Source organism: Mycolicibacterium xanthum (genome assembly GCF_019710635.1).
GTDB lineage: Bacteria > Actinomycetota > Actinomycetes > Mycobacteriales > Mycobacteriaceae > Mycobacterium > Mycobacterium xanthum.
Genome location: NZ_JAIFZS010000062.1, coordinates 56,412 through 75,627, shown reverse-complemented (window position 1 = coordinate 75,627; position 19,216 = coordinate 56,412). Strand labels below are relative to the sequence as shown.

At 67.8% G+C, this 19,216-nt stretch carries 24 protein-coding genes; 8 read left to right on the top strand and 16 right to left on the bottom strand.

Features of this window, described 5'->3' with window-relative positions; all coding sequences use genetic code 11:
- Positions 1 to 279: hypothetical protein (locus tag JDV09_RS22510; protein WP_221371352.1), on the bottom strand; the 279-nt coding region annotated here is incomplete at its 3' end.
- 108 nt (positions 280 to 387) lie between these two features.
- Here JDV09_RS22510 and JDV09_RS22505 point away from each other — a divergent pair.
- The 3 genes from JDV09_RS22505 (at position 388) to JDV09_RS22495 (ending at position 2,740) form a co-directional block, all read left to right on the top strand.
- The gene (locus tag JDV09_RS22505; RefSeq protein WP_221371351.1) at positions 388 to 1,008 is read left to right on the top strand and encodes an isochorismatase family protein; all 621 of its coding nucleotides are present in this window, start codon (positions 388 to 390) and stop codon (positions 1,006 to 1,008) included.
- Between the two features lie 68 nt (positions 1,009 to 1,076).
- Positions 1,077 to 1,901 (top strand): carbon-nitrogen hydrolase family protein, encoded by an 825-nt coding sequence (locus JDV09_RS22500; protein WP_221371350.1) that lies wholly within the window; start codon positions 1,077 to 1,079, stop codon positions 1,899 to 1,901.
- Complete coding sequence (locus JDV09_RS22495; RefSeq protein ID WP_221371349.1) at positions 1,898 to 2,740, top strand: LmeA family phospholipid-binding protein; 843 nt, start codon at positions 1,898 to 1,900, stop codon at positions 2,738 to 2,740. The genes JDV09_RS22500 and JDV09_RS22495 overlap by 4 nt, the downstream gene beginning before the upstream one ends.
- A 6-nt stretch (positions 2,741 to 2,746) precedes the next feature.
- Here the strand turns inward: JDV09_RS22495 and deoC are convergent, their stop codons facing one another.
- From deoC to JDV09_RS22465, 6 genes are all read right to left on the bottom strand, one after another.
- Positions 2,747 to 3,424, bottom strand: a complete 678-nt coding sequence (gene deoC / locus JDV09_RS22490; protein WP_255605862.1) for a deoxyribose-phosphate aldolase — start codon at positions 3,422 to 3,424, stop codon at positions 2,747 to 2,749.
- On the bottom strand, positions 3,421 to 3,834 hold the full coding sequence (locus JDV09_RS22485; RefSeq protein WP_221371347.1) for a DUF2599 domain-containing protein: 414 nt from the start codon (positions 3,832 to 3,834) through the stop codon (positions 3,421 to 3,423). Before JDV09_RS22485 ends, deoC begins: the two co-directional genes overlap by 4 nt.
- Complete coding sequence (locus JDV09_RS22480; protein ID WP_221371346.1) at positions 3,834 to 4,115, bottom strand: DUF2516 family protein; 282 nt, start codon at positions 4,113 to 4,115, stop codon at positions 3,834 to 3,836. Before JDV09_RS22480 ends, JDV09_RS22485 begins: the two co-directional genes overlap by 1 nt.
- 73 nt (positions 4,116 to 4,188) lie before the next feature.
- Entirely contained in the window at positions 4,189 to 4,800 is a 612-nt protein-coding gene (locus JDV09_RS27185; RefSeq protein WP_221371345.1) for a heparin-binding hemagglutinin, read from the bottom strand.
- Between the two features lie 17 nt (positions 4,801 to 4,817).
- Positions 4,818 to 5,282, bottom strand: coding sequence for a helix-turn-helix domain-containing protein (locus JDV09_RS22470; RefSeq protein ID WP_221371344.1), 465 nt, complete (start codon positions 5,280 to 5,282; stop codon positions 4,818 to 4,820).
- A 91-nt stretch (positions 5,283 to 5,373) separates the two neighbouring features.
- The gene (locus tag JDV09_RS22465; RefSeq protein ID WP_221371343.1) at positions 5,374 to 6,729 is read right to left on the bottom strand and encodes a DUF445 domain-containing protein; all 1,356 of its coding nucleotides are present in this window, start codon (positions 6,727 to 6,729) and stop codon (positions 5,374 to 5,376) included.
- A gap of 125 nt (positions 6,730 to 6,854) precedes the next feature.
- On the opposite strand from JDV09_RS22465, the gene JDV09_RS22460 reads away from it, so the two are divergent.
- Both JDV09_RS22460 and JDV09_RS22455 read left to right on the top strand, forming a co-directional pair.
- Complete coding sequence (locus JDV09_RS22460; RefSeq protein WP_221371342.1) at positions 6,855 to 7,559, top strand: TetR/AcrR family transcriptional regulator; 705 nt, start codon at positions 6,855 to 6,857, stop codon at positions 7,557 to 7,559.
- A gap of 4 nt (positions 7,560 to 7,563) precedes the next feature.
- Positions 7,564 to 8,436, top strand: a complete 873-nt coding sequence (locus tag JDV09_RS22455; protein WP_221371341.1) for a polyphosphate kinase 2 family protein — start codon at positions 7,564 to 7,566, stop codon at positions 8,434 to 8,436.
- Between the two features lie 48 nt (positions 8,437 to 8,484).
- Here the strand turns inward: JDV09_RS22455 and JDV09_RS22450 are convergent, their stop codons facing one another.
- The 4 genes from JDV09_RS22450 to JDV09_RS22435 all read right to left on the bottom strand — a co-directional run bounded on the left by JDV09_RS22450 (position 8,485) and on the right by JDV09_RS22435 (position 12,836).
- The gene (locus tag JDV09_RS22450; protein ID WP_221371340.1) at positions 8,485 to 9,360 is read right to left on the bottom strand and encodes a cyclopropane mycolic acid synthase family methyltransferase; all 876 of its coding nucleotides are present in this window, start codon (positions 9,358 to 9,360) and stop codon (positions 8,485 to 8,487) included.
- A gap of 127 nt (positions 9,361 to 9,487) precedes the next feature.
- The gene (locus JDV09_RS22445) at positions 9,488 to 10,342 is read right to left on the bottom strand and encodes a 3-hydroxybutyryl-CoA dehydrogenase (RefSeq protein WP_221371339.1); all 855 of its coding nucleotides are present in this window, start codon (positions 10,340 to 10,342) and stop codon (positions 9,488 to 9,490) included.
- A 195-nt stretch (positions 10,343 to 10,537) separates the two neighbouring features.
- Entirely contained in the window at positions 10,538 to 11,824 is a 1,287-nt protein-coding gene (gene aceA / locus JDV09_RS22440; RefSeq protein WP_221371338.1) for an isocitrate lyase, read from the bottom strand.
- A 235-nt stretch (positions 11,825 to 12,059) separates the two neighbouring features.
- Complete coding sequence (locus JDV09_RS22435) at positions 12,060 to 12,836, bottom strand: acyl-[acyl-carrier-protein] thioesterase (RefSeq protein WP_221371363.1); 777 nt, start codon at positions 12,834 to 12,836, stop codon at positions 12,060 to 12,062.
- A gap of 131 nt (positions 12,837 to 12,967) precedes the next feature.
- On the opposite strand from JDV09_RS22435, the gene ramB reads away from it, so the two are divergent.
- From ramB to JDV09_RS22420, 3 genes are all read left to right on the top strand, one after another.
- Positions 12,968 to 14,386 (top strand): acetate metabolism transcriptional regulator RamB, encoded by a 1,419-nt coding sequence (gene ramB / locus JDV09_RS22430; RefSeq protein WP_221371337.1) that lies wholly within the window; start codon positions 12,968 to 12,970, stop codon positions 14,384 to 14,386.
- Complete coding sequence (locus tag JDV09_RS22425; RefSeq protein ID WP_221371336.1) at positions 14,386 to 14,928, top strand: carboxymuconolactone decarboxylase family protein; 543 nt, start codon at positions 14,386 to 14,388, stop codon at positions 14,926 to 14,928. The genes ramB and JDV09_RS22425 overlap by 1 nt, the downstream gene beginning before the upstream one ends.
- Positions 14,929 to 15,015: 87 nt before the next feature.
- Positions 15,016 to 15,990 (top strand): alpha/beta fold hydrolase, encoded by a 975-nt coding sequence (locus JDV09_RS22420; RefSeq protein ID WP_221371362.1) that lies wholly within the window; start codon positions 15,016 to 15,018, stop codon positions 15,988 to 15,990.
- Between the two features lie 19 nt (positions 15,991 to 16,009).
- On the opposite strand, the gene JDV09_RS22415 is transcribed toward JDV09_RS22420, so the two are convergent.
- From JDV09_RS22415 to JDV09_RS22395, 5 genes are all read right to left on the bottom strand, one after another.
- Complete coding sequence (locus tag JDV09_RS22415; protein ID WP_221371335.1) at positions 16,010 to 16,288, bottom strand: hypothetical protein; 279 nt, start codon at positions 16,286 to 16,288, stop codon at positions 16,010 to 16,012.
- Complete coding sequence (gene lpdA / locus JDV09_RS22410; protein WP_221371334.1) at positions 16,289 to 17,701, bottom strand: dihydrolipoyl dehydrogenase; 1,413 nt, start codon at positions 17,699 to 17,701, stop codon at positions 16,289 to 16,291. It lies immediately after the preceding gene.
- Between the two features lie 58 nt (positions 17,702 to 17,759).
- Positions 17,760 to 18,185, bottom strand: a complete 426-nt coding sequence (locus JDV09_RS27555) for a hypothetical protein (protein WP_372453006.1) — start codon at positions 18,183 to 18,185, stop codon at positions 17,760 to 17,762.
- Complete coding sequence (locus tag JDV09_RS22400) at positions 18,178 to 18,456, bottom strand: putative holin (RefSeq protein WP_221371333.1); 279 nt, start codon at positions 18,454 to 18,456, stop codon at positions 18,178 to 18,180. Before JDV09_RS22400 ends, JDV09_RS27555 begins: the two co-directional genes overlap by 8 nt.
- Before the next feature lie 106 nt (positions 18,457 to 18,562).
- A complete protein-coding gene (locus JDV09_RS22395; protein ID WP_221371332.1) occupies positions 18,563 to 19,168 on the bottom strand; it encodes a DUF779 domain-containing protein in 606 nt (201 codons plus the stop codon).
- Positions 19,169 to 19,216: the final 48 nt, after the last annotated feature.

Here is a 19,216-nt window from a genome sequence, read left to right as displayed (position 1 = left end):
CCACGCCCACCCATGTGCAAAGAAGCCCAACGCGAAGCCCGCCAACAAGCCGCCGACAACGTAACCCAATCCCTGTCCCGCCCACCCGGATACCAACCCGACTACGGCGACGACCCCCCACCCTTCTGAGAGGAAGGGACCGAGGGGCGGCACTGAATCGCCGCCACCCGCCGGGCACACGCTTGAGACCGTGGTGCCGCGGTCGTCGAACTCCAGGCCCGATCCGATCACCAGGTCGCGCACGACGATCGCCCGGCAATCCGCGGTCTGGGCCGTCATCGGATCTCCTCCTCGGCGAATCTCTGCAGCCGGACGCTGCCCGCCGAATGCCGGTCGGTCTAGGCTGCGGCTGTTGCGGAACAAGTGATCCGAGGAGAAGTCCCCGCCATGCCACCTGAAGACGATGCCGCAGAGATCTACCGACGCCAGGGCTTCGGCGGTGACATCGGCGCCGTCGCACCGTATGGCCTGCTATTGGTGGATTTCGCCGTGGCGTTCGTCGACCCGGAGCTGTTCGGCGGCGGGAACATCGGTGAGGCCGCCGGGCATTCGGTCGGGCTGCTCGACCACGCGCGGTCCGCGGGTTGGCCGGTCGCACACTCGCAGATCGTGTACGGCGAGGACGGGGCCGACGCCAATGTGTGGTTGGAGAAGATTCCCGCGATGCGCACCCTGACCGCCGCCAACCCGGCCACGGAATTCGTCGGCGAGCTGACGCCCGCACCCGGTGAGCTGGTCATCCGCAAGACGGTCCCGTCGGCTTTCTTCGGCTCAGCGCTCACGCCGTGGCTGGTGCACCACGGGGTCAAGACGCTGGTGATCGTGGGGTGTACCACCAGCGGGTGTGTACGCGCGAGCACGGTGGACGCTCTGTCGTACGGCTTCCGTCCGGTGTTGGTCAGCGATTGCGTGGGAGACCGTTCCCTGCAGGCGCATCACGCCAGCATGCTGGACCTGCAGGCCAAGTACGCATCCGTGGTGGACAGCGCCGCGCTGCTCGCCGGTTAGGCGTGCTTCAGCAACACCGCCATCCTTCTCACCGCGAGCCCACCGTCGGCCAACCTATGCTGGCGGTCATGCGCATCGCCCTGGCTCAGATCCGCAGCGGCACCGAACCGTCGGCGAACCTCGGTCTGGTCGGGGACTACACGCGGCGGGCTGCCGACGCGGGAGCGTCGATGGTGTTGTTCCCCGAAGCCACCATGTGCCGCTTCGGGATTCCGCTGGGGCCGATCGCCGAACCGCTGGACGGACCGTGGGCCGACGGCGTGCGCGCCGTCGCCGCCAGCTCGGGCATCGTGGTGGTGGCCGGCATGTTCGCTCCCGCCGCCGAGGACACTGCCGGACGCGTCACCAACACGCTGCTGGCCACCGGCCCGGGAGTCGACGCCCGCTACGACAAGATCCACCTCTACGACGCGTTCGGCTTCACCGAGTCCAAGACGGTGGCCCCGGGCCACGACCCCGTCGTCATCGAGGTCGACGGGGTCACCGTCGGCCTGACGCTGTGCTACGACATCCGCTTCCCAGAGCTCTATGTCGAGCTTGCCGAGCGCGGCGCGGAGGTGATCACCGCCCACGCGTCCTGGGGCACGGGGCCGGGCAAGCTCGAACAGTGGACGCTGCTGGCACGGGCCCGGGCGATCGACACCTCGACGGTGGTCGCCGCCGTCGGGCAGGCCTATCCGGGCGACGAGATCGCCAAGCTCGGACCCACCGGCGTCGGCGGCAGCCTGGTGGCGACCGCGCTGGGCGAGGTGCAGGCCGCCGCGGGCGCCGACCCGGAGTTGTTGATCTGCGACATCGACCTCGACGCGGCCCGCGCGGCCCGCGCGACGGTCGCCGTCATGCACAACCGCTCAGATTTCACTCATGTCGGTAGGGCAGAATCGCTCAGGTGACCGATCCCTGGGCCCGTCCGCCACAGCCGCCGCCGCCGGGGTATGCACCTGTGCCGCCGGCCCCCACATCCCCTGAGGAGGGCTCCTCGTTGCAGGCGAAAATCAAGAAGATCTTCAGCGACCCGCTGTCGCTGGTCCTGGTCGCCGTCATCGTGGTGGCCCTGATCTTCGCGGGCCTGCTCGGCGGTGAGCTCTACGCCCGCAACCGCGCCGACACGGTGGTCGCGCAGGTGGTGGAATGCGTGGTCCAGGACGATGCGAACGCCTCGTTCGGGGTGTTGCCGCCGTTCCTGTTGCAGCACGCAACCGGGCACTACACCAACATCAAGATCGAGACCGCAGGCAACCAGGTGCGCGACGCCAAGGGAATGAAGGTCAACCTCGACATCAACGACGTCCGACTGGCGGACTCGCCAACCTCCAGCGGATCGATCGGCTCACTGGTCGCCAACATCAGCTGGAGCGCCGACGGAATCAAGCAGACCATCCAGGGAGCGATCCCGCTGGTCGGCAGCTTCGTCACCGGGGTGACCACCAACCCGACGGACGGCACGATCGAGCTGGAGGGCGCGCTCGGCAGCATCATCGCCCGCCCCGAGGTCGTCGACGGCGGCATCTCCCTGCAGGTGCAGAAGCTCAGCGGGTTGGGCTTCACGCTGCCGCGCGAGGCCGTGCAGCCCGCGCTGGACGCGTTCACCTCGCAGCTGACGCAGGACTACCCGATGGACATCCAAGCCGATTCGGTCGAGGTCACCAATACCGGTGTGGTGAGCCAGTTCTCGACGAAAAACGCGTCGATCCCGAAGCAGACCGAAGACCCCTGTTTCGCCGGGCTCTGAGCGTCCTCAGGGCAACCCGTCGAGCACCGCACGGGTACCGGACAGCCCCAGCCGCGTCGCCCCGGCGTCGAGCATGGCGACCGCAACCGCAGCCGTCCGGATTCCACCGCTGGCCTTGATACCGAGGCGTCCTCCGACGGTGTCGGCCATCAGCTCGACCGCCCGTACCGAAGCCCCTCCGCCGGGGTGGAAACCGGTGGAGGTCTTCACGAAGTCGGCACCCGCGTCCTCGACCGCCCGGCAGACGTCGACCAGCAGCGGCTCACCGCTGAGCTCCAGCAACGGCGCCGACTCGACGATCACCTTGAGTACCGCGTCGGGCACGGCCGCACGCACCGCGGCGATGTCGGCACGCAGCACGTCGAGTTCACCGCACAGCGCCGCACCGATGTCGATGACCATGTCGATCTCACCCGCGCCGTCGGCCACCGCGCAGCGCGCCTCGTGCGCCTTGACCTCCGAAAGATGCTTGCCCGACGGGAATCCCACCACCGAGGCGACCACCGGACCGCCGCTCAGCGTCCCCGCAGCGGACACCAGCGTCGGCGACACGCACACCGCGAAGACGCCCAGATCGACTGCCTCGGTGAGCAATCCGACGATGTCGGCCTCGGTGGCCTCGGGCCTGAGCAGGGTGTGGTCGACCAGGGCGGCGACCTGTGCGCGGGTGTAGGAACCCATCAGAACGGCTCTTCGGTGCCACCCGGGTTGCAGTGCGCTCCGACCAGCTCCTGGTAGCTGACCTCAGGGCGCCAGGGCTCGAGGTTCCAGCTGACCTTTCCGGGCTCCACCAGCTCGGCGAACTGCCAGTGACAGAAGAACTGGTCCCGCATGCCGGGGATCGCTGCGTCCGGAGCCAGCGCGAGCACCTCCGACCAGGCTTCGTCGCCGAACGCCGATGCGCCGGGGCGGCCGGACAGATCCCGTCCCGCCGCCGTCGGGTACACCCGCAGGCTGGACAGATCACCCCACTTGGCCCACTTCACGTGGTCGATGTACGGCGGGGGCGCCGCTGCCGGCGTGGCCGCGGCCGATGGCGCGAAGACCGCGGCTCCCACGGCTGCGGCCGCGATGGCCACCGACAAGAACCGCACTAGCGCGACTTCCCCTGGATCTCGAGAATCTTGGGCCGCACGTCCACCAGGTAGACCCCCGACGCCACGGCGGCGATGGCCACCCCGGTGATGCCGAGCACCAGCGCCAGCAGCACACCGACACCGAGAATCACCAGCCACACCGGCTTGGTCAGCTTGTCGACCGCGGTGTAGGCGTCGGGACGCTGCATCGCTGCGTGCACGAAGGCATAGACCGCTGTCACCAGGACCGCGACCTGCAACGCGAAGAGGACGTAACCCACCAGGCCTTGGAGCTCCACGCTCGACAGCCTATGCGGGTTACGTCCCCTGGTCGACACCACCCGGGAGGCGGGTGGTGTCGTTGCGCACCGCTTACTTCTGGGTGACCTTCTTGGCCGGGGCCTTCTTGGCCGGGGCCTTCTTGGCCGCGGCCTTCTTGGCCGGGGCCTTCTTGGCGGCCTGCTTCACCGGCGCGGCGGCCTCTTCGGCCTTCTTCGGCAGCTCGACGCCGACCAGTTTGGCGGCGCGCTCGCCGACCGCGCGGGTCTGCGACGCGACGTTGCCGAGGGCCTCCTGGGTCAGCTCGACGGCCTGGTCGGTGTAACCCTCGACGCGGTTCGCGGCCTCCTCCAGAGCGGGCTGGCTGCGCAGGCGCTCCAGAGCGGCCTCACCACGCTCGATGAGCTTGTTGTAGGTCGACTGCGCGGCCTCGGCGTAGCCCTCGGCGAACTTGCGCAGCTCGTCCTGCGTCAGCTTGCCGCGGATGTCGTCGAACTGCCCGGGCAGGTCGTCCTGCAGCTTGTTGATGCGGGCGCGGCTCTCCTCGACGCGGCTCTCGGCGTCGGTGCGGGCCTCGCCGGCACGCTCGCGCAGGGTCGCCACGATCTCGTTGACACGCTCCAGCGCCAGATCGGCGGCGCCGACGGCGGCGAGCAACGGAGCCTTGAGGTCCTCGATGTCGAATTGGGTGGTCTTCTCGGCCATGATGTTGTCCTTTCGTCTCACGGTTGCGAATCGATTGTCGATGATTGCGGGATCTCTAGAGGGCGCTTGTCTTCAGTCGTCAGCTCCTCGTCTATTCCTGCTGCTGCGATCAGGGCGGCCTCGTTCTGCTGACAGAACGACGTATAGATGTCGAGCAGCACCTGCTTCTGCCGCTCGTTGATCGCCATGTCGGTGACGATGGCGTCGCGAACCTCGCTGGTCTCGCTCGGCTCGAGGATCCCGGCTCGGATGTAGAGCACCTCCGCCGAGACCCGCAGTGCTTTGGCGATCTGGTTCAGCACGTCTGCGGACGGCTTGCGCAATCCCCGCTCGATCTGACTGAGGTAGGGATTGCTGACACCGGCCTTCTCGGCCAACTGCCGCACCGACACCTGCGCCGCTTCGCGCTGGGTCCGGATGAAGCTTCCGATGTCTTGCGCAGCGCTGGAGACCACAGCGGCAAGATTTTCATCCTGCGACATGGCTTGCCCCCTCGTTGCGGTGGGTATCCGTCTACCGACACTTCAACCCTACGACTGAGTGCTAACTTTTGCAAGCACTAGTTAGCGCAGGTCAGAACAACAACTGCGCGACCGTGTAGATCGCCAGCCCGGCCAGGGCACCCACCACGGTGCCGTTGATCCGGATGAACTGCAGGTCACGCCCCACATGCAGTTCGATGCGCCGGCTCGCCTCGTCGGCGTCCCACCGCTCGATCGTTTCGGTGATGATCGCTGTGATCTCCGCCCCATATTCACCGACCAGGTGCCGGGCCGCGCGCACGATCCAGTCGTCCACCTTGTCGCGCAGGTCGGCGTCGTCCCGCAGGGACTCACCGATACGCATCACCGAGTCCGCGATCCGGCCGCGCAACGCCGACGACGGATCGTCGACGGACTCGAGGATGATCCGCTTGGCCGCGCTCCACGCCGACTCGGCGGCCTTGGCCACCTCGTCGCGGGCCATGATCTGCTCCTTGACGTTCTCCGCCTTGTCGATCGTGGCCCCGTCGTGCTGCAGATCGTCGGCGAACTCGAACAGGAACCGGGTGGCCGACCGGCGCAGTTCGTGGTCGGGGTTGCGACGCACCTTGTCGGTGAAGTCCATCAGCTCGCGATGGATGCGGTCCCCGACCAGTTGGTCCACCCAGCGCGGCGACCAGGTGGGCGAGTCCCGCTCGACGACCCGTTCGATGATCTCGTCGGCGTTGAGCGACCACTGGAACGCACGGTCGGCGAGCAGTTGCAGCAGCGCCTCCTGACGCCCCTCGGCCAGCAGTGTCGTGAGCACCCGCCCGATCGGCGGACCCCATTGCGGCTCGGCGATCCGCTTGATGATCATCCGGTCCAGGACCTGCTGGACGTCTTCGTCGCGCAACATCTCCACGAGCACCCGCAGCATCGTCGACGTCTCGGCGGCCACCCGCTCGGCGTGGATCGGCTCCGACAGCCACTTGCCGAGCCGGCCCGCGACTTGGGCGTCGCGCAGTTTCGTCTCCACCACCTGCGGCGACATGAAGTTCTCCCGCACGAAGGTGCCCAGGCCCTCGCCCAGCTGGTCCTTCTTGCGCTTGATGATCGCCGTGTGCGGGATCGGGATGCCGAGGGGGTGCTTGAACAGCGCGGTGACCGCGAACCAGTCCGCCAGCGCGCCGACCATCCCGGCCTCGGCCGCCGCGCGCACATATCCGATCCAGGGCGCCGCACCCCCGGCCGCCGCGCCGCGGGACTGGGCCCATGTGCACACCAGGAACACCACCGTCGCCCCGACCAGGAAGCCGAGGGCGACGATCTTCATTTGCCGCAGTGCGTGGCGCCGCTGGGCATCGGCCTCGGAGTCGGCACCCGCGAACGACTCGGCAAAACCCCGGCCCGGCCGTTGCGCGGGACGGGGGACCGACCGTTCCCCGGTGCTCGCTCGGTGTGCCACTCCCCCATCATCCGCTAAGCGCGCGACTGCCGGCCCCGACGGCCACCCGTGCTCCGTCCCACGACCCGTCGGAGCAGGCCACCGTATTATCGACAGCGGACTTAAGGGACGGAATCACCGCGAACGTGGCACAGCAGAACGCACAGGTTGCGCTCAAGACCGATGGGCGCAAGAAACGCTGGCATCGACACAAGGTCGAACGCCGTAACGAGCTCGTCGACGGCACGCTGGAAGCCATCCGCCGACTCGGCAGCAATGTCAGCATGGACGAGATCGCCGCCGAGATCGGGGTCTCCAAGACCGTCCTGTATCGCTATTTCGTCGACAAGAACGACCTCACCACCGCGGTGATGATGCGCTTCGCGCAGACCACGCTGATCCCGAACATGGCCGCCGCGCTGTCGTCGAATCTCGACGGCTACGACCTCACCCGCGAGATCATCCGTGTGTACGTCGCGACCGTGGCGGCCGAGCCCGAGCCCTACCGGTTCGTGATGGCCAACAACTCGGCGAGCAAGAGCAAGGCGGTCGCCGACTCCGAACAGATCATCGCGCGGATGCTCGCGGTGATGCTGCGTCAGCGGATGTTGTCGGTCGGCATGGACACCGGCGGCGCCGAGCCGTGGGCCTTTCACATCGTCGGCGGGGTCCAGTTGGCCACGCACTCGTGGATGTCGAATCCGCGGATGAGCGCCGACGAGCTGATCGACTACCTCACCATGCTGTCGTGGAGCGCACTGTGCGGCATCGTCGAGGTGGGCGGATCACTGGAGGAGTTCCGCAAGGGACCGCATCCTCCTCCGAGGCTGCCCACCCGCCTGCTTGACTAGGAGCATGAGCGAATCCGAACCCGAGGAACTGCCGGCGCTGTGGTCGCACGAACCGCACGAACACCTGATGTTCCGGCCCGGCGACCGGGTCGCCGACATCGACGCGGACTCCAGCCCCGGTTTCCACGGCGACAAGTCCGACGCGCCGACGCTGCAGGAGGAGCGCAACGTGCGCCTCGCCGAGCTGCAGGAGATGCTCTACGCCAACAGCCGCGCCGGTGATCACCGCTCGGTGCTGCTGGTGCTGCAGGGCATGGACACCGCGGGCAAGGGCGGCATCGTCAAGCACGTCGTCGGCGCAGCCAACCCGCAGGGCGTCGACTACAAGAGCTTCGGCAAACCGACCGAGGAGGAGCTCAGCCACCACTACCTGTGGCGGATTCGCAAAGCGCTGCCCGCCGCCGGGCACATCGGGGTGTTCGACCGCTCGCACTACGAGGACGTGCTGGTCGTACGCGTGCACAACCTGGTTCCGCCGGAGGTCTGGGAACCGCGCTACGACGAGATCAACGCCTTCGAGCGCGAACTCGTCGACGGCGGGATGGCGCTGGTGAAGGTCGCGATGTTCGTCTCACTGGACGAGCAGAAGAAGCGGTTGGCCGAACGGCTCGAACGGCCCGACAAGTACTGGAAGTACAACCCCGGCGACATCGACGAACGGCAGAAATGGCCCGAGTACAAGGCGGCGTACCAGGCCATGCTGGACCGCACGTCGACCGACTACGCGCCCTGGCACATCGTGCCCGCCGACAAGAAGTGGTACAGCAGGCTGGCGATCACCGAGCTGCTGATCGAGACGCTCAAGCGCCTCAACATGTCCTGGCCGCCGCCCGACTTCGACGTCGAAGCCGAGAAGGAGCAGTTGGCCCGGGCCTGACTGCGCTGCGCCGGGCCGGCGATGCGCTTCGGCGGCGTGGGTGTTCGGTCAGCCCTTGACGAGGGTGAACTGGCCGATATTGGTGATGCCGCGGCGGAAGAAATCCGCGCACCCGGTGAGGTAGTGCATGTAGCGGTCGTACACCTCTTGCGAGGTGATCGCTATCGCTTCGTCCTTGTTGGCTTCGAGGTTGGCCGCCCACATGTCGAGCGTGCGGGCATAGTGCGGCCGCAGAAGGTGGGTGCGCTCGAGGGTGAATCCGGAGCCCGCGGCCAGCTGCTCGATATCTTCGACCGCCGGCAGCTGGCCGCCCGGGAAGATCTCGGAGCCGATGAATCGCATGAACTTCAGGTCGCTGATGGTGAGCTTGATCCCGTTCTCCCGAAAAAACTTCTGGGTGTGGGCCAGGATGGTGTGCAGCAACATGCGGCCGTCGGACGGCAGGATCTTGTACGCCCGCTCGAAGAAGATCGGATACCGCTCGGCCTTGAAGGCCTCGAACGCACCGATCGAGACGATCCGGTCGACGGGCTCGTCGAACTCCTCCCAGCCCTGCAACCGGATGTCGATGCTGCGATCGGTGTCGATCTTGGCGAGCCGCTCGCGGGCCCAGTCCGACTGAGCCTTGCTCAGTGTGATGCCGATGACGTTGACGTCGAAATTGGTGACGGCCCGCTCCAGAGCGCCACCCCAGCCGCAGCCGACGTCGAGCAGCGTCATACCGGGCTCCAGGCCCAGCTTGCCCAGCGCGAGGTCGAACTTGGCGTTCTGCGACTCGTCGAGGGTCATGTCCTCGCGCTCGTAGTAACCACAGGTGTAGCCCATGGTCGGGCCCAGGAACAGCGCGAAGAAGTCGTTGGAGATGTCATAGATTGACTGCGACTCTTCGTAGTACGGCGACAGATCAGACGCGACATTCGACATACGACAGACAACTCCTCGCGGAAACTCCTGAACCGGCACGTTATCGGTTCGTAATGCAGGTTAGGCCACGACATCGATCAACACCAATGCGACACCGTGACCAGTGCCGATCGAGAGCTGATCTCGATCAATACGTGTAGAAACCTTTACCCGACTTCTTGCCGAGCTGCCCGGCCTCGACCATGCGCTGAAGCAACGGCGGGGGCGCGTAGTGCGCATCCTTGTACTCGTCGTACATGGAGTCGGCGATCAGCTTCATCGTGTCCAGCCCGATCAGGTCGGACAGCCGCAGCGGCCCCATCGGGTGCGACAGTCCGGCCACGACGGCCGTGTCGATGTCCTCGACCGTGGCCACGCCCGCCTCGGCCATCCGGATGGCCGACAACAGGTACGGCACCAGCAGCGCATTGACGATGAACCCGGAGCGGTCGCCGCATCGCACCACCTGCTTGCCGAGCACCTCGCGGGCGAACTCCTCGGTGCGGGCGGCGGCGCCCTCGGCGGTGACGAGCGTGCTGACCAGCTCGACGAGCGGCAGCACCGGCACCGGGTTGAAGAAGTGCAACCCCAGCACCCGCTGCGGATTCCTGGTGGCGGCCGCGATCTTCATGATCGGGATGCTGGAGGTGTTCGACGCGAGCACGGCGTCGGGGTCGGTCACCACCTCGTCCAGTTGAGCGAAAACCTTGGCCTTCACGGCCTCGTCCTCGATGATCGCCTCGATGACCAGCTGACGATCGGCCAGATCGGCCAGTTCGGTGGTGTATGTCAGCCGCGCGAGGGTGACCTCGAACTCGTCGGCAGCCAGCTTGCCCTTGGCCTTGGCCCGCTCCAGCGAGCCCGTGATGCGGGCCCTGCCCGCGGAGGCCAGCTCCTCGGTCGGCTCGAAAACGACGACGTCGGCGCCGGCCTTCGCGCACACCTCGGCGATGCCGCCGCCCATCTGCCCGGCGCCCACGACGCCGACCCGCTCGATGCTCATGTCACTGCCACCCGCCTTCCGTCCCACACGCGTGCGGGGACACCCAAACCTTCCACATGGCCGTCGTCGCACAGCGACAGACCCCGCCCAAGACTTTGAGCGGGGTCCGCGCTGTCAATCTCGGCGAGCGTCGCGTTCTGCCCAGGTTCTACGGTGTGGCGCTGTGCAGACATGCGCGCTCGCGGAGGGGAAGGGTCAGTGGAACTGGCCCTCTTCGGTGGAGCCGGCCAGCGCGGTGGTCGAGCTGGTCGGGTCGACCGTGGTGGCGATCCGGTCGAAGTAGCCGGCGCCGACCTCACGCTGGTGCTTGGTCGCGGTGTAGCCGCGCTCCTCGGCGGCAAACTCGCGCTCCTGCAGGTCGACGTAGGCCTTCATCTGCTCGCGGGCGTACCCGTAGGCCAGGTCGAACATCGAGTAGTTCAGCGCGTGGAAACCGGCCAGCGTGATGAACTGGAACTTGAAGCCCATGGCGCCCAGCTCGCGCTGGAACTTGGCGATCGTGTCGTCGTCGAGGTGCTGCTTCCAGTTGAACGACGGCGAGCAGTTGTAGGCCAGCATCTGGTCCGGGAACTCGGCCTTGACGCCCTCGGCGAACTTCTTGGCGAGCTCGAGATCCGGGGTGCCGGTCTCCATCCAGATCAGGTCGGAGAACGGGGCGTAAGCCTTGGCACGGGCGATGCACGGCTCGAGGCCGTTCTTGATCCGGTAGAAGCCCTCGGCGGTGCGCTCGCCGGTGATGAACGGGCGGTCGCGCTCGTCCACGTCGGAGGTGATCAGCGTGGCGGCCTCGGCGTCGGTACGCGCGATGACCACGGTCGGGACGTCGGCGACGTCGGACGCGAGCCGGGCAGACGTCAACGTGCGGATGTGCTGCTGGGTCGGGATCAGCACCTTGCCACCGAGGTGGCCGCACTTCTTCTCCGAGGCCAGCTGGTCCTCCCAGTGCGAACCGGCGACACCGGCGGCGATCATCGCCTTCTGCAGCTCGTAGACGTTCAGCGCGCCGCCGAAGCCGGCCTCGCCGTCGGCCACGATCGGGGCCAGCCAGTTCTCCACCGAGCGGTCACCCTCGACCTTGGCGATCTCGTCGGCGCGCAGCAGCGCGTTGTTGATCCGGCGCACGACCTGCGGCACCGAGTTGGCCGGATACAGGCTCTGGTCGGGGTAGGTGTGACCCGACAGGTTCGCGTCACCGGCGACCTGCCAGCCCGACAGGTAGATGGCCTTGAGGCCGGCGCGCACCTGCTGCACGGCCATGTTGCCGGTCAGGGCGCCGAGCGCGTTGACGAAGTCCATGTCGTGGAGCTGCTCCCAGAGCACCTCCGCGCCGCGTCGGGCCAGGGTGTGCTCCTCGACGACGTGGCCCTGCAGCGCGACGACGTCGGCCGGGGTGTAGGTGCGGGTGATGCCCTTCCAGCGCGGGTTGTGGTCCCAATCGTGCTGGATCTGTTCGGGGGACTTCGGCGTGCCCACGGTCGACATTGGACTGCTCCTTCAAACGGTTTGTTAATGCGCCAGCGCCTTCGCTGTCGTGCTAATGCGAGGATGCACCACGCCATAACCGCAGGTCCAGTTGTTTCCATTGCCAATTTCCGCCAACATGCGGCGTTAACTTGCGAAGATTGCGAATGCCTTTCGGCTCTGAACCGGTTCAGAAGCTACCGCCCGGTAACCCATTCTTGCAGGTCAGTACGCTCGTACTGTTAACCGAAGCGATTCAGAGCGGAAAGATCGACGCGACGGCTTTCGTCTCTTCGCCGACGGCATATGTGAGCGTCGTAACAGTGCGGTCGACCAGGTCCGGGCCGAACCGGTCGGTCGAACCCGGCGGATGCACGTGGGTGATGATCTCCAGCTTGTCACCCAGCGCCACCGGTGCGTCGTGCTCGATCGTCACCCGCACCGGCCCCTGCAGCAGTTCCGGAGTGCCGTAGAGATGGTCCTCGATGACGGTCCAGTAGACCGAGTTGTTCATGTGGTCGAACAGGTCGATGTCGGACACCCGGACCGGGTACTCGCGGATTTGGGCGGCATCCTCGCGGGTGCCGGCCTTCAGATAGGCCTTCCAGCGCAGGCGGCCCTCCGTGGTGGTCCGCTGCAGGCCTTCGATGAAGTCCTCGGAGATGCGGGCGGGCCCCTGGGTCTCCCGGTTGATGTTGATCCAGAACGCCTCGGATTCCATCAGGCCGCCCCGGCGCCCGTCGATGCGGACCCGCATCTCGCACCACCGGTTGGACGTCCCCGAACACCAGCGGCGCAGCCGCAGCGTGTCCTGGAACTCGATCGGGCGGATCAGGTCGATCATCGTGCGCCGCACGATCCACAGCGGGTGGGTCTCCTCGAAACCGAGTTGGCGCAGGTGGTCCTGCCCGACGTCCTGGATGTGCCGGGTGGCGGCGTCGAACCGCAACCGCCCGGCGCGGTCGATGTCGGCGACCCGCAGCGGCCAGTTCCTGTCGAAGACGTCGGGATGCGGATCGGGCACCGGCATCATCGCCTTGCCCAATCCGGCGGCCGACCCGGCGCCCGAATTCCCGGCGGTACTCACGGATTCCGATACTGCCACACGGCCCGTATTGCCAATGCTGCGAATTGATTCTTCGCAGCTTGGCTAGGCTGTTTGACGTGGCAAAAACCTTCGTCGGCAGCCGGGTACGGCAGCTCCGCAGCGAGCGCGGCTTCAGCCAGGCCGCGCTGGCGCAGATGCTGGAGATCTCCCCCAGCTACCTCAATCAGATCGAGCACGACGTCCGGCCGCTGACCGTGGCCGTGCTGCTGCGCATCACCGAGGTGTTCGGGGTGGACGCGACGTTCTTCGCCTCCCACGACGACACCCGGCTGATCGCCGAACTGCGCGAGGTACTGCTGGACCGCGACCTGGACGTCGACGTCGACCCTGCCGAGGTCGCCGACATGGTCGGCTCGCACCCGTCGCTGGCGCGGGCCATGGTCAACCTGCACCGGCGCTACCAGCTCACCACCACCCGGCTGGCCGCGGCGACCGAGGACCGCTTCAACGACAGCGGCAGCGGCGCCATCACGATGCCGCACGAGGAGGTCCGCGACTACTTCTATCAACGGCAGAACTATCTGCACGAGCTCGACACTGCGGCCGAGGAGCTGACCGCGGGCATGCGCGTCGCGCGCGGGGATCTAGCCGGGGACCTGGCCGACCGGCTGCGCATCGTGCACGGCGTGACCATCATCCGGACCATCGAGCTCGGCGAAGGCGTGCTGCACCGCTACGACCCGGCGGCCAAGAGACTGCAGATCGGTACCCACCTGTCGGCGGGCCAGCGGGTGTTCCGGATGGCCGCCGAACTGGCCTACCTGGAGTGCGGCGACCTGATCGACAAGCTGGTCGAGGAGGGCAAGTTCACCAGCGAGGAGGCCCAGCGACTGGCCCGCCTAGGCCTGGCCAACTACTTCGCGGCGGCCACCGTGCTGCCCTACGGCCAGTTCCACGAGGTCGCCGAGAAGTTCCGCTACGACATCGAACGGCTCTCGGCCTACTACTCGATCAGCTATGAAACCGTCTGCCACCGGCTGTCGACGTTGCAGCGGCCGTCGATGCGCGGCGTGCCGTTCTCGTTCGTCCGCGTCGACCGCGCAGGCAACATGTCAAAACGGCAGTCCGCCAGCGGTTTTCACTTCTCCTCCAGCGGGGGGACGTGTCCGCTGTGGAACGTCTACGAGACGTTCGCCAACCCGGGCAAGATCCTGGTGCAGGTCGCCGAGATGCCCGATGGGCGCAGCTACATGTGGGTCGCGCGGACCGTGGAGCGGCGGGCCTCGCGCTACGGTCAGCCCGGTAAGACGTTCGCGATCGGCCTGGGCTGCGAACTGCGGCACGCCCAGCGGCTGGTCTACTCGGAGGGGCTCGATTTGCGCGGCGACCCGAAAGTGCCGGCCACCCCGATCGGCGCGGGCTGCCGGGTCTGCGAACGCGAGGCCTGTCCGCAGCGGGCCTTCCCCGCGCTGGGCCGGGCACTGGACATCGATGAACACCGCTCCACGGTGTCGCCGTACCGGGTCAGGCAGTGATGAGCGAGCCGGTGCGCCTGCCGCCGGGCGGCTTCCGGGAGCTGGGTCCGCTGGGCTGGGTGATCGCCAAGATCGGCGCCCGCGGGATCCGCAGACCGCGGTTCAGCCTGCTCAACGTGCTGGGACAGCACCGGCTGTTGCTGCCGGTGTGGCTGCCGGTGTCGAGCTACCTGCTCTACGGCGGAAAGCTGTCCCGGCGCGACGCCGAGGTGGTCATCCTGCGCGTGGGCCACCTGCGCAACTGCGAGTACGAACTGCAGCAGCACCGCAGGCTGGCCCGCAGCCGCGGGCTCGACGCCGACATGCAGGCCCGCATCTTCGCGGGGCCGGACGCCGAGCGCCTGACCGACCGCGAACGGGTCCTCATCACCGCGACGGACGAGTTCGTCGTCACCCGCGGGGTGTCCGCACAGACGTGGCAGGCGCTCGCCGGTCACCTCACCAAGGCCCAGCTGATCGAGTTCTGCCTGCTCGCCGCACAGTACGACGGGCTGGCGGCGACCATCGCCACCCTCGGCGTGCCGCTGGACTTTCCGGATTGAGATCCAGACCCGAGATGTGGCGCTGAGCGATCGCCCGGCCCGCGGCTACCATCCGTGTATGAGCTCGATCACATCGGCGACGACGCCATGGTGACCATCCCCAACCCGTGGCGGAATCCGCCCGGGGTACCTGGCTGCGAACCGCCCCGCTCCGAGGGCCGCTTCTTCCTGCCCGACGGCCGCCGGCTCGGTTACGCCGAGTTCGGCGACCCCACCGGCCCGGTCGTGTTCTGGTTCCACGGCACCCCCGGCGGCCGCCGGCAGCTGCCCATCGTCGGCCGGCGCGCCGCCGAGAAGCTCGGCCTGCGGGTCGTGCTGGTGGAACGCGCCGGATCCGGGATGAGCGACCGGCACCGCTACGACAAGATCGGCGACTGGGCCACCGACATGGCGCACGTGGCCGACCAGCTCGGCGCCGACAAGGTCGGCGTGGTGGGCCTGTCCGGCGGCGGGCCGTACGCGCTGGCGTGCGCCGGCATGCCGGTGCTGGCCGACCGGGTCGCCGCCGTCGCGGTCCTCGGCGGGGTGACCCCCGCGGTGGGTCCCGATGCCACGGCCACCGGCGCGATCGCGCTCGCCCGGCGGCTCAACCCACTGGTGTCGGCCGCCCGCCGGCCGTTCGCGGCGGTCGTCGCGGGCCTGCTCACGCCGGTCATCCCGCTCGCGCACCTGGCCTACCGGGGGATGGCCTCGGCGATGCCCGAGGGTGACAGGCGGGTGTTCGCCAACCCGGAGATCGAGGCGATGTTCATCGACGACATCGTGCGGGTGGCCAACGGCCGGTTCCACGCGTTGCTCGACGACGCCCGGCTGTTCGGCCGGGACTGGGGCTTCCGGTTGTCGGACGTGCAGGTGCCGGTGCGGTGGTGGCACGGGGACGCCGACTCGATCATCTCGCTGGCCGACGCGCAGGCCGCCGTCGACCACCTGGCCGACGTGGAGCTGACGCTGATGCCGGACGAGAGCCATCTTGGCGGCTTCGCCGCCGCCGACGACGTGCTCGGGTTCCTGCGGCCACACCTGCCGGCAGCCAACGGGGTGGTCAGGGCGGCCCCGGGGTGACCGCGAGGCGCGCGTCCCGCTACAGGTAGGTCACCCCGAGGACGATCAGCGACAGCAGCACCGGTGCGGCGGGCAGCGCCCACAGGAACGCCGCCCAGATCTCGGACTTGCGGTTCTTTCGCTTGAACTCACGCCATCCCAGTACGCCGGTGATGATCCCGACCGCGAACGACACCGCCGACACGACCAGCACCCAGGTCGACACGCTGCTCGTCGCCACGGCAGCCGAGATCCCGGCCAACCACAGGATGTGGCCGACCACCAGCCCGCCGACGCCGGCGACCCAGATCGCCCTCAACTAGAAGTTGATCATGTGGCCGACGAGCCCGTGGAAGCATTCTTGCAGCGCCTCCGACAACGTCGGGTGGGTGTGCACGTTGCGGGCCAGTTCGGTGGCGGTCAGATCCCACTTCTGGGCCAGCGTGAGCTCGGGCAGCAGCTCGGAGACATCCGGCCCGATCAGGTGCCCGCCGATCAGCTCGCCGTGCTTGGCGTCGGCGATGAGCTTGACGAACCCGGTCGGATCGGCCAGGCCGTGGGCCTTGCCGTTGGCGGTGAACGGGAACTTCGCGACTTTGATATCAGACCCGCGTCGTTCCGCTTCCTCCTTGGCCTGCTGCTCGGTCAGGCCGAAGCTGGCGACCTGGGGCTGGCAGAACGTCGCGCGGGGCATCATCCGGTAGTCGCCCAACGCCATCGTCTCGGCGCCGGCGATGGTCTCGGCGGCGACGACGCCCATCGCCTCGGCCACGTGCGCCAGCATCAGCTTGCCGGTGACGTCACCGATCGCATAGATGTGACCGACGTTGGTGTGCATGTAGTCGTCGATGCCGATGGCCTTGCGATCGGTCAGCGCGACACCCGCGGCGTCCAGCCCGAAGCCCTCGACATTGGGTGCGAAGCCGATCGCCTGCAGCACCTTGTCGGCCTTGAGTTCGTCGGACTTGCCGTCCTTGCTCACGGTGACGGTCACCGGACCGCTGCCTCCGGGATCGCTGATCTTCTCCACCTTGGTGCCGGTCAGGATCTTCACGCCCAGCTTCTTGTACTGCTTCTCGATCTCCTTGGACACCTCGGCGTCCTCGTTGGGCAGCGCCCGGGGCAGGAACTCGACGATCGTGACGTCCACGCCGTAGTTCTTCAGCACGTAGGCGAACTCCATGCCGATCGCACCCGCACCGGCGATGATGATCGACCCCGGCAGGTCCCGGGACAGGATCTGCTTTTCGTAGGTGACGACGTTCTCGCTCAGCGACGTGCCGGGCACCAGCCGGGTGCTGCTGCCGGTCGCGATGATCGCGTTGTCGAACTCGACGGTCTCGGCGCCGCCCTCGTTGAGGTCGACGGTCATCGTGTTCGGGCCGGTGAACTTCCCGTAGCCGTTGATCTCGGTGATCTTGTTCTTCTTCATCAGGAAGTGCACGCCGGCCACCCGGCCGTCGGCGACCTTGCGGCTGCGGTCGAAGGCCGCGCCGAAGTCGAAGCTGGCCTCCCCGCTGATGCCGAACGTCTTGGCTTCCTTGGTGAAGATGTGGGCGAGTTCGGCGTTGCGCAGCAACGCTTTCGAGGGGATGCACCCGACGTTGAGGCATACCCCGCCCCAGTATTTGGGCTCGACGATGGCGGTGTTCAGCCCGAGTTGGGCCGCGCGAATGGCCGCGACGTACCCGCCGGGGCCGGCTCCGAGAACGACGACGTCATAGTGGGTCACGCCCCTAACCCTAATGGGAGACGGCACCCACCGACACGACCGGTGGAAAAGGCCGGTGCTACCGCGTGATCCAGCCGAACACGTAGCCGCCGTAGAGCAGCGCCGCCGCGGCCGTCGACGCCAGCGGGGCCGACATCATCGCGATGGCCGCCGCGGCCGCCACCGGTTTGTCCTGCACCATCGCGGTCAGCAGGCTGCCGACGATGCACGCGACCACGTACACCAGCACGACGAAGACCGGCATGGTCTTGTCCAGGGCGTGATACCACCAGTAGTAGAGCCCGGCACCGGCCGCGGCGGCCAGGATCCAGACGCCGGCGACGACGAGGACGAACGTCACGCGGCGCAGCGACTGGACCACACCGGGGATGACGACGGGCTGCGGGTGCGCCGCGGGTGCGGGATCGTCAGGTGCGGGATCGTCGATCAGGCCCTGCACGGTGAGGGCGCCGCCGGACTCGGTGTCGTGGTCGATGTCAGACACCGGCGGCCACCTGGATCGCGGCCAGCGCGCCGAACCACCCCGGGCCGATGGCGAGGATCAGCGCGCCGAGTGCGGTCACCCAGCGCCGGCCCGAGAACAGGATCGTCAGCATGCCGATCGCCCCGGGCACCCCGACGACCAGGGCGATGGTGACGTCCGGGCGCACCGTCGCGGTCACCTCGACGGTCGCGGCGATCGCGGCGATCATCCCGACCGCCACTCCGACGATCATCATGGCGGCCAACACCGATGCGCGAGGCAGCGGAATCACGCCTCCGACGATAACGCCGCCCCGAGCCCACGCCGTGGCGGCGCGCCCGACCGCCGCGAATTAGCGCTCCGCGTGGCTCCGGCGCCGACTCCGGTAGCCCGGAACGCTATTTCGCGGTGGTGGGAACCGGGCAGGCGAGCAGGTTCTGCAGGTCGGCCTCGGCCACGATGTGCGTGCCGTTGTCCGGCGGGCGCACGCCACGCTCGTAGTCGGCACCGGTCACCGGCGGGGCGTCGGCCAGGGCGGCGTTCTCCTCGTCGGTGAACGCGCGGCCCCGCGACAGGAATCGTTTGCCCTCGGGCGCCTCCAGGCTGAACCCGCCGCCGCGGCCGGGCACCACGTCGATCACCAGCTGGGTGTGTTTCCACACGTCGAACTGCGGCCCGGAGATCCACACCGGGACGCCGGTGTCCGCGGTGCCTTCTTCGCTCCTCGCGTGCGCGGTGCCTTCTTCGCTCCTCGCGTGCGCGGTGCCTTCTTCGCTCCTCGCGTGCGCGGTGCCTTCTTCGCTCCTCGCGTCCGCGGTGTCGAGGACAGCCAGCAGGATGTCGCGATCGCCGACCAGGAAGTCGCCCTGCGGATAGCACATCGGCGACGACCCGTCGCAGCAGCCGCCGGACTGGTGGAACATCAGCGCCCCATGGCGCTCCTGCAGGCTGCGCAACAGATCGGCGGCCGCCTCGGTGACCAGGGCTCGGTTGGGTACGTCCATGTCATCCATTGTGGCGCGCCGCCCGGGTGCTCAGCCCCGCCATTCGGG